The sequence below is a fragment of the Nitrobacter sp. 62-13 genome, assembly GCF_001896955.1.
Classification (GTDB): domain Bacteria; phylum Pseudomonadota; class Alphaproteobacteria; order Rhizobiales; family Xanthobacteraceae; genus Nitrobacter.
In genome coordinates, this window is sequence record NZ_MKRN01000066.1 from 2,063 (window position 1) to 12,202 (window position 10,140).

Consider the following 10,140-nt stretch of genomic DNA (forward strand, 5'->3'; position numbering starts at 1 on the left):
TTCAGTCTTGCCGGCGGTCTGACGCAGCCGATTTTCGACGGCGGCCGGATTCTCGGCAACTTCGAATATACCAGGGCGAGACAGGATGAACTGCTGCAGACTTATCGCAAGACGGTGGTTTCGGCGTTCGCCGACGTCGACAACGCGTTGATCGCGATCCGCCAGACCACCGAGAAGCTGCGCCTTCAGCGGGAGGTTCTCTCCGCTTCGCGCAGGGCGTTCGAACTGTCCGAGCAGCAGCTTCGGGCCGGCACCGCCGACATCGTGACGGTGCTGAATACCCAGCTGACGTTGTTCCAGGCGGAGGATGCATTGTCGCAGGCGCAGCTTGCGCGGCTGCTTGCCATCGTGAGCCTTTATCAGGCCCTGGGCGGCGGCTGGGAGCCAAGGATGGAGAGGGCAGGCAATGCTCTTTAAGCCGGGTCTGGACGACAGTGCGAAAACGGCCGGCCACGGAGCGCCCGGCAACGCGTCGGGCCGCGGTCGTGGGCGCACGACGTGGATTGTGATCGCGCTTCTGATCGCCGTAGGACTGGCCTATCTCGGCTGGAGCGCGTTCGAGCAGAAGAACCGCAACGGAAGGATGCGGCCTGATCTCGCAGTTCCGGTGCTCGCCGCAATGCCGCGCGTCCAGGACGTGCCGGTCTACCTCGATGGCGTAGGAGCCGTCCGGGCCCTGAATACGGTCATCGTGCGCCCGCAGGTCGACGGCAAGCTGATAGCTGTCAATTTCATCGAAGGACAGGATGTCAGGAAAGGCGACGTGCTGGGCGAGATCGATCCCGTCATCTATCAGGCGCAGTACGATCAGGCGGTCGCGAAGAAAGCCCAGGATGAAGCGCAGCTCGCCAACATGCGCCTCGATCTGAAGCGCTATCAGCAACTGGCCGCCTCCAATGCCGGCTCGAAGCAGCAGGCCGATACGCAGCTGGCCGTCGTCGCGCAGCAGGAGGCGCTCGTCAAGGCCGATCAGGCGGCGATCGACAATGCCCAGGCGATGCTCGGTTACACCAAGATTATCGCGCCGATTTCGGGCCGGGCGGGCCTGCGCCAGGTCGATCAAGGCAACATCATCCACGCGTCCGATGCGATCGGACTTGTCATCCTTACGCAGCTTCAACCGATCTCTGTGCAGTTCAGCCTTCCGCAGCAACTGATTACGCGTGTGAACGCGGCCGTGGCGAAGGGCGCTCTCGAAGTCGATGTCTTCGGAAACGACGGAACGACGGTTGCCGACACCGGCAAACTGATCGGCATCGACAATCAGGTCGATCCGACGACCGGCACATTGAAGCTGAAGGCTGAATTTCCGAACGGACACTTCCAGCTCTGGCCGGGCCAGTTCGTCAACGTCCGCCTCAAGGTGGAAACGCTGTCGCAGGCGACGGTGATACCGACGTCGGCGGTTCAGCGCGGCCCGCTCGGAACCTTCGCCTATGTGATCGGAAACGACGATATCGTGACCGCGAAGCCGGTGACGGTGACGCAGCAGGACGAGCAGGACGCGGTGATCGCCAAGGGCATTGCTCCCACGGATCGGGTGGTTACCACGGGTTTTGCCAATCTGTCCGACGGCGCGAAAGTAAGCGTGAGCGAGAACAATCAGCCGCCGACGGCTCATCTCGCGCCACAGAAACGGCAAGGCAGACGCGGCAATCGTCAAGATGCCGGCAACGGCGAACGCCGGGGCAGGCGGGGCGAGGGAGGTCAAAGGCGGTCGGGCGGCTCGCAGGAGAACGGGCAGTCGAACGGCAACACAAAGGCTCAACCGTGATCCCCGAGGCAGGGCGCCGAGCACCGAGTCCGTGGTAGCGGGCTGACAGACGAGTTGACAGACATGGGCGTCTCCGAACCATTTATTCGCCGTCCGATCGCAACCTCCTTGCTCGGTATCGCGCTGATGATCGGAGGCGCGCTCGGCTATTGGGCGTTGCCGGTCTCCGCGCTGCCGCAGGTCGACTTTCCGACCGTGCAGGTCAGCACGCGGTTGCCTGGCGCGAGTCCCGACGTGGTGGCGTCGCTACTGACCGCGCCGCTGGAACGCCAGCTCGGACAGATTCCCTCGTTGTCGTCGATGACATCGACAAGCTCGTTCGGTGTCAGTCAGATTTCCCTGCAATTCGATCTCAACCGCGATATCGACGGCGCAACGCAAGACGTGCAGGCGGCTATCAACGCCGCAGCCGGGATTCTGCCGAAAAACCTTCCATATCCGCCGACTTACGCCAAGGTGAATCCCGCCGCCGCGCCGGTGATGACGCTCGCGCTGACGTCGGACACCGTTTCGCTGCGCGCCATGAGCGATCTTGCAGATACCATCCTGACCCCGCGCCTCAGTCAGATTTCGGGCGTGGGCCGCGTGTCCGTGCTCGGCGGTCTGAAGCCGGCGGTGCGAGTGCAGGCCGATCTCGCGCGTCTGGCCGCTTACGGCATTTCGATGGAAGACCTGCGGACCGCGATTGCCGGCGCCAATGTGTCAGGCCCGAAGGGGTCGCTGGACGGCGCGCAACAGGCCTACACCATCGCAGCCAACGATCAGATCGCGGCTGCGGATGCGTACAAGCCGATCATCATCGCCTATCGCAACGGCTCTCCGGTCACGATCGGCGATGTCGCCCGGATCGTCGATGGACTGGAAAACGATCGCACCGGCGGCTGGTATAACGGAACGCCAGCCGTCGTCATCGACATCCAGCGCCAGCCCGGCGCCAATGTGATCGAGGTCGTCCGGCAGATCCGGAAGGCAATTCCGGCCCTGCAACGCATGATTCCGGCCGGCATCAAATTGACGGTGGTCAGCGATCGCACCGTGACCATCCGCGCCTCCGTCCACGACGTGCAGTTCACGCTGATCCTCAGCGCCGTGCTCGTGACGCTTGTCGTCCTGCTGTTCCTGCGCTCGCTGCGCGCGACGTTGATTGCGGGCGTGGCGCTTCCATTGTCGCTGATCACCAGCTTCGGCATCATGTATTTCGCCGGCTTCAGCCTCGACAACCTGTCGCTGATGGCGTTGACGATCGGAACCGGATTCGTGGTCGATGATGCGATCGTCATGATCGAGAATATCGTCCGTCACATCGAGAACGGCGAGAGCGTCATGGATGCCTCGCTGCGAGGCGCGAGCGAGATCGGCTTCACCGTCATTTCGCTGACGGTCTCGCTGATCGCGGTGTTCATCCCGCTTTTGTTCATGTCCGGACTGGTCGGGAGGATGTTCCGCGAATTTGCCATGACGCTGACCATCGCGGTCGTCACATCGGCCGTCGTATCGCTGACTTTGACGCCGATGATGTGCTCGCGTCTTCTGAAGCACTCCGACGACAAGCGCGCCCTTCCGGGATTGGCGTGGATCAGCGGCAATATCGATCGGATGGTCGAACTCTACCGTCGGAGCCTGCTTTGGGTGCTTGCGCACCAGCCTGCGACGCTGGTCGTGACCTTCGCAACCATCGCTGCGACGCTGATCCTCTATGTCGTCGTGCCGAAGGGATTCCTGCCGCTGCAGGATACGGCCTCCATCACCGCGGTCACCGAGGCCGGACCGCATGTATCGTTTGCCGAAATGCAAAGCCGACAGACCGAGGCGGCCAACGCAATAAAGGAAGATCCGGACGTGACGGGCGTCATATCCGTGATCGGCGCCGGTTCCGTGAACCCGACGACGAATGTCGGGCGCCTTATGATGACGCTAAAACCGCGGGGCGACCGTCGCGACGATGTTGCCGTCGTCGTTGCGCGCCTGAAGGAGCGCGTAGCCTCGATTCCGGGCATGACGGTTTATTTTCAACCGGTGCAGGACGTCCAGATCAGTACGCAGTCGAGCCGCTCGCAATACCAATATACCCTGACGGGGACCGATGCTGCGGACGTTTCGGAATGGACCCGCAAGCTGGTTACGGAACTTGGTCGCGATCCGTTGTTTCAGGATGTCTCGTCGGAAGTGCAGGAGGGAGGTCTGCGAGCCGCGCTGAATATCGATCGGGCGCGCGCGGGTCAACTCGGCGTCAGCATCCAGGGCGTCAACGACACATTGAACGACGCGTTCGCGCAACGTCAGATCTCGACCGTTTACGGGCAGGCCAATCAATATCGCGTGGTGCTGGAGGCCCTGCCGCAGTATCAGCGCGATCCCTCGATCCTTTCCAAGCTGTATCTGCCGGGGCTCGCCGGCGCGCAGGTGCCGCTCTCCGCCGTTGCGACGCTGACCCGAACCACGGCGCCGCTGGCGATCTCGCATCGCGCGCAATTTCCGGCGGCGTCGCTCAGTTTCAATCTTGCTCCGGGAGAATCGCTTGGCGATGCGGTCGAGCGGGTCAAGACCATCGAGAGCCGCATAGGCATGCCGGCAAGTATCGTCGGCGTGTTCTCCGGCGACGCGGCAGAGTTCTCGAAATCGCTGGCCGGTCAACCCTGGCTGATCCTGGCGGCGCTGGTCACGATCTACATCGTGCTCGGCGTTCTGTACGAGAGCTACATTCATCCCATCACGATTCTCTCGACGCTGCCGTCGGCGGGTGTCGGCGCCATTCTCGCGCTGATGCTGTTCGGGCAGGATCTGTCCGTCATCGGCCTGATCGGCATCATTCTCCTCATGGGAATCGTGAAGAAGAACGCGATCATGATGATCGACTTCGCGCTCGAGGCTGAGCGCCATCAGGGCATGTCGGCGACCGAAGCGATCGTGCAGGCATGCCTGCTTCGGTTCAGACCCATCATGATGACCACGCTGGCTGCGCTGTTCGGCGCGTTGCCGCTGGCTGTCGAGAGCGGCACCGGCGCGGAACTGAGATTTCCCCTCGGTATCTCGATCATCGGAGGCCTGCTGCTGAGCCAGTTGCTCACGCTCTACACCACGCCCGTGATCTACCTGGCTCTGGACCGGCTGAACAAGCGCATCGAACAGGCTGTGCCGACCGGCGGTCCGCAGCCACCGCCGATCGCGGGCATGACCGAGGGAATGCAGTAGTGGTCTCGATTTCCGAGCCATTCATCCGAAGGCCGGTCGGTACCACGCTTCTGGCGATCGGCCTGTTTCTGATCGGCCTGGTCGCTTACGGGTTTCTCCCGGTGGCGTCGGTGCCGAATGTCGATTTCCCGATGATCAGGGTCTCGGCCAGCCGGCCGGGAGCGGCCCCCTCAATCATGGCGGCGACCGTCGCCGCTCCGCTGGAGCGCAGGCTCGGCGAGATCGCGGGCATCGATCAGATCACGTCCTCAAGCACGCTCGGTTCGACCAGCATCCAGTTGCAGTTCGCCATCGGGCGGGACATCGACCACGCCGCGCGCGACGTGCAAGCGGCAATCAACGCGTCGCTCGCGGATTTGCCGAGCGACCTGCCCACGCTGCCGGCATTCCGCAAGGCCAATCCCGCCGCCGCGCCGGTCTTCGTTCTGGCGCTGACCTCGAAAACCATGTCGACCAGCGCAATCTATGATGTGGCCGATACCGTCATCGTCCAGCGCATCTCGCAGGTTCCGGGAGTCGGCGAGGTGTCGGTGAGCGGCGCGGACCAGCCGGCCGTTCGCATTGCGCTCAACCCGGTGGCGCTCTCGAACGCGGGCATCGCGACCGACGATGTCCGGACCGCGATCGTGAATGCCAACCCGCTCGGCCCGGTCGGCATATTCAATGGTGGCCGCCAGAGCGAAACACTTTCCACTAATCGGCAGATGCGGACTGCGGCCGAATTTCGCGACATCGTCATCAAAAGTTCCGGAGGAAATTTTGTCCGTTTGTCGGACGTGGCCGACGTCAAGGACGCCACGCGTAACAGCCGCTCGATGGCGTGGTTCAACAAGCAACCGGCGGTGCTGATCCAGATCACCAAGCAAGGCGACGCCAACGTCATCGATACGGTCGATCGGGTGAAGGCAATGCTTCCGGGACTCAAGCAATGGATTCCGGCCGGCGTCGAGATATCGACCATCGTCGATCGCACGGGAACGATCCGTGCCAGCGTCGACGATATGCAGTGGACGCTGTTGGCGACTGCCTTTCTGGTGATGGTGGTGGTTTATGCGTTTCTCCGCCGCCTCACGCCGACGATCGCGGCCGGCGTGTCGGTTCCGCTGGCGCTGGCGGGGACATGCGCGGGCATGTGGCTCGCAGGATTCTCTATCGACAACCTCTCCCTGATGGCGCTGGCCATCTCCGTCGGTTTCGTGGTCGACGACGCCATCGTCATGATCGAGAACATGTACCGCAACCTCGAGCGCGGCCTGCCGCCTTATCAGGCTGCGCTCAAAGGAGCGCGACAAATCGGCTTTACGGTGCTGTCGATCAGCCTGTCGCTGGTTGCCGCATTCACGCCGCTGATCTTCATGGATGGCATCGTCGGCCGATTGCTGCGGGAATTTTCGCTGACCCTGACTTTCGCGATTGTGGTGTCCACCATTGTGTCGTTGACGGTGACGCCCATGATCTGCGCCCACTACATCAAGCAGGGGATGTCATCCGATGCGACCCGCTTCGATCGGCTCGTTGAAAGTCTGCTGTCGCGGATCGTGACTTTCTATACGCGGACGCTACGCGTCGTGCTCGGCTTTCCTATCCTGACGTTGCTGGTGTTTTTTGCTACGATCGCCTTGACCGTGACGCTGTATATCAAGACACCGAAGGGCTACTTCCCGATCGATGACAGTGGTTTTGTGATCGGTTCGACGCGTGCGTCGGCCGACGTTTCCTTTCAATCCATGCTCGGGCTTCAACAGCGGGTTATGGATATCGTGATGGCGGATTCCGCCGTGCGGGGGATAGGTTCCTCGATCGGCGGCGGTGGGGGACGCGGCGGCGCAAATCGCGGCTTCATGTACATCACGCTGAAGCCGCCGGCCGAAAGGGGTGGGCTGTCGACCCAGCAGGTCATCGACCGGATGCGCCGAAATCTGGAGGGTGTGCCGGGCATCAAGCTATTCATGTTCGCTGCGCAGGACATCCGCAGCGGCGGCCGGCAAAGCGATTCCAACTACCAGTATACGCTCACCAGCACCGATCTCGACTTGCTGCAGAAGTGGGCTCCTCTTGTCGCCAAGCGCATGGAAACGGTGGAGGGCATCACGGACGTTTCCAGCGACCGCGAGTCAGGTGGCCTGCAACTGACCTTGTCAATCGACCGGCAGAAGGCATCCAGCCTCGGCGTCAAGGTTCAGGACATCGACAACGCGCTCAACAACGCGTTTTCACAGCGGCAGATTTCGACCGTCTACACCCAACGCAATCAGTATCAGGTCATCCTGGAAATAGACCCGCAATTCCAGCAGGACCCGTCCAACCTTGATCGCATCTTCGTCGCGGGCGCCAACGGAGTGCAGATACCGCTATCCGCCGTCGTCCGTTATCGGCGCGATCTCTCTCCGCTCGCCGTCTATCATTCGCAGTCGTTCCCGTCGGTGACGGTGTCCTTCAATACGTTGCCCGGCGTGGAACTGGATCATGCGACGGCCGCTATTCAGCGCGCGGTCGATGAATTGCACATGCCCGAGGGCATACGCGGAAGTTTCCAGGGCAACGCGGCCGATTTCCGTAAAACGTCGGGACGGCAGCCGCTACTGATCCTGGGCGCATTCGCTGCCGTCTATATTGTGCTCGGCGTGCTTTACGAAAGCCTCGCGCACCCGCTCACCATCATCTCGACTTTGCCTTCCGCTGGGCTGGGAGCGCTGCTGGCGTTGCAGATCACCAGCACGTCTTTGACGATCATCGCATTCGTCGGAATCATTCTTCTCATCGGCATCGTCAAGAAAAACGGCATCATGATCGTCGACTTTGCTCTGGATGCAGAGCGCCACCGCGGTCTGTCGTCCGCGGACGCCATCTTCGAGGCATGCAGCGTGCGCTTCCGGCCCATTCTCATGACCACCATGGCTGCGATTTTCGCCGCGATCCCGTTGGTGCTTGCGACCGGTCCGGGCACGGAGCTGCGTCGCCCGCTCGGGATCACCATCATTGGCGGGTTGCTCGTTTCGCAGATCCTGACGCTTTACACGACGCCCGTGATCTATCTCCTGATAGACCGGTTGCGGCGGCGAGGCGGCATTGCTCCGGCTGTCGCACCGGCCGAGTAGGCGAGCAGCGACCGGTTTCTTGCCGGCGCGGTGGACGCGGCGTATAGCGGGCCATGTCCCAAAACCCCAGAGCCGCCACCGATAAAAAGCCGGATGCGGCAGAGGATTGTCCGCGATGTCGCAAGCCGTTGGCGCTCTGCATTTGCGACAGCGTTGAGCCGATCACGAGCAGAACGTCGCTCCTGATCCTGCAGCATCCGCAAGAGCAGGACAGGGCTCTCGGAACCGCCGGGCTGACTGCGTTACATTTCCGGGATGCCGTCCTGAAGATCGGGTTGTCGTGGCCGAGCCTGTCGAAGGCGCTCGGCCGGCCGGTGGATGATCCTTCGCGTTGGGCGGTGCTTTATCTCGGTTCGGCCAAGGCCGATGCTTTCGGCACCGACCGCGCCATCGTGGCCATCGACCGCAAGGGCGAGATGGAAGACGATCAACGCGGCATTCTCGCCAATATCGAGGGTTTGGTGCTGCTGGATGGTACCTGGAGCCAGGCCAAGGCGCTGTGGTGGCGCAACGCGTGGATGCTCAAGTGCCAGCGCATCATTCTGGGTCCGCGTCAGCCCTCGCGTTACGGCAAGCTCCGCAAGGAGCCTCGCCGGGACGGTCTCGCCACGATCGAGGCCGCCGCGATGATGCTCGCCGGCCTGGAAAATCGCCCGGACATCGAGACCACTTTGCTCGCCAGTTTCGAGCGGATGCTGGCGAAATATCGTGAGGTCCAGGCGACCATGCCCGAACTTGCACCCCGGCCTAAGCCGAAGAGGGATTATCGGCGCCGCAGGCGGGCCTGACCGGCCATTCCAGAAGCCCGGCGGAGCGCGGTTTCAGAATTCATATTGATCGGCTCGAGCGAGGTTGCCTAACTGGCCGACACTCTATAATAACCCCGGCCCAAGGGGCCACGTGGCGGAGTGGTTACGCAACGGTCTGCAAAACCGTGTACTCCGGTTCAATTCCGGACGTGGCCTCCATTCCCAAGCCTCTGATATTATTTATTTATTGCCACTCGGCCTTGGCGCGCGCCGGAAGGCGTCTGTCTGCTGCTTTTGACGGTGCGGCGCGAAGGCGCCCGCCAAAAAGCAAGCGACAAAATCGTTGGCATGGTGTCGAAACACGGACCAGTAACGGGCCGCGGCAGCAATCACTCGATTGGCGCGGGCCAAGACGCTAATGTGGTTCAGTTGACGGCTTGAACCGGATCGAGCCGACGATATCGAAGGTCAGCACGATCAGTTGCGCGCCGCCGAATATCAAAAACGCCAAATAGAATTTTGGGGGACCACCGTCTGCCGAGCTGTAAGCCGCTGCGATCACGATAATCACGGCGCTCACGGCATTGACAAGGACGGCCTTGCCGATGGAGTTCGACCATCTCTTCGTGACCAGCCAAATCAGACGAGATATCAAAAAGGCCGCAACAAATGCCCCGGCGATAAGAACGAGCATCGATCCTCCAACTTTCTCCCAATTTTAGGCAAAACTATCCGTCTCCGAAAGGGTACGGATTTATAAATCAGGTGCAGACCTGACATTGCCACTTTCCACAATACTCGCAGGAGGGCTCGTTTCCCTCTCCGGGCCTGATTTCCACAAGGTGGGCGTGGGGGCTTGTGTGTCTTGGAGTGCCTGGACGGCCTTGTCAAAATTGCAAAACCGACGGCTCAATTCCGCGCGCAACATCAATCAACATAATCAATGGCTTATGTTGATAATTTGCTGAAACGTCAAGCTCACCAGAGGCGGCATGCCGCCCGGCGGAATCATTCAGCAGGCACCGTTCCAGCCGTCGGGAAAAGGGAAGAACGGCCAGACGACCTCGTTGTCGTTGGCAGCCTGCGGGGGGGCGCCGAAATGCTGGTCGTCAAGGTCCGACAGGTCGTTCAGCATGGCCTCTTCGATGCGCGGAGCGACCGCGGCGCTCACCGCGCTCAGCAACCGTTCAAACTCGGCTTCACTCATGTGCGCCTCACTTTTCTTGTTTCTTGCGCACACACTGCCAAAAAGGGCTTGGGCTCCCGTTGAAGGAATCGCTAAAATTGTTTCAATCGCTCGTGAAATTTCTCGAGCGCCGGCATATCG

General features: G+C 61.5%; 7 protein-coding genes and 1 tRNA gene. 6 read left to right on the forward strand and 2 right to left on the reverse strand.

Translation table 11 applies throughout. The features are described from left to right. The 6 genes from BGN91_RS06495 to BGN91_RS06520 all read left to right on the forward strand — a co-directional run. Positions 1-417, forward strand: a 417-nt coding sequence (locus tag BGN91_RS06495) for a TolC family protein (RefSeq protein WP_292611584.1), incomplete at its 5' end; no start/stop codon positions are given. Further along, complete coding sequence (locus BGN91_RS06500; RefSeq protein WP_292611586.1) at positions 407-1,774, forward strand: efflux RND transporter periplasmic adaptor subunit; 1,368 nt, start codon at positions 407-409, stop codon at positions 1,772-1,774. The genes BGN91_RS06495 and BGN91_RS06500, both read left to right, overlap by 11 nt. 63 nt (positions 1,775-1,837) lie before the next feature. Continuing rightward, the gene (locus tag BGN91_RS06505) at positions 1,838-4,966 is read left to right on the forward strand and encodes an efflux RND transporter permease subunit (protein ID WP_292611588.1); all 3,129 of its coding nucleotides are present in this window, start codon (positions 1,838-1,840) and stop codon (positions 4,964-4,966) included. Continuing rightward, positions 4,966-8,064 carry an efflux RND transporter permease subunit gene (locus BGN91_RS06510; RefSeq protein WP_292611590.1) on the forward strand — a complete coding sequence of 1,033 codons (3,099 nt, stop codon included), beginning with the start codon at positions 4,966-4,968 and terminating at the stop codon, positions 8,062-8,064. The genes BGN91_RS06505 and BGN91_RS06510 overlap by 1 nt, the downstream gene beginning before the upstream one ends. A gap of 53 nt (positions 8,065-8,117) precedes the next feature. Further along, entirely contained in the window at positions 8,118-8,852 is a 735-nt protein-coding gene (locus BGN91_RS06515) for a tRNA-uridine aminocarboxypropyltransferase (RefSeq protein WP_292611591.1), read from the forward strand. A 106-nt stretch (positions 8,853-8,958) separates the two neighbouring features. Beyond that, positions 8,959-9,032: transfer RNA gene (locus tag BGN91_RS06520), tRNA-Cys, on the forward strand. 196 nt (positions 9,033-9,228) lie between these two features. On the opposite strand, the gene BGN91_RS06525 is transcribed toward BGN91_RS06520, so the two are convergent. Both BGN91_RS06525 and BGN91_RS17645 read right to left on the reverse strand, forming a co-directional pair. After that, positions 9,229-9,507 (reverse strand): hypothetical protein, encoded by a 279-nt coding sequence (locus BGN91_RS06525; RefSeq protein WP_292611592.1) that lies wholly within the window; start codon positions 9,505-9,507, stop codon positions 9,229-9,231. A 318-nt stretch (positions 9,508-9,825) separates the two neighbouring features. Continuing rightward, positions 9,826-10,140 (reverse strand): hypothetical protein (locus BGN91_RS17645; RefSeq protein WP_366408327.1); only part of this gene is annotated, 315 nt, incomplete at its 5' end.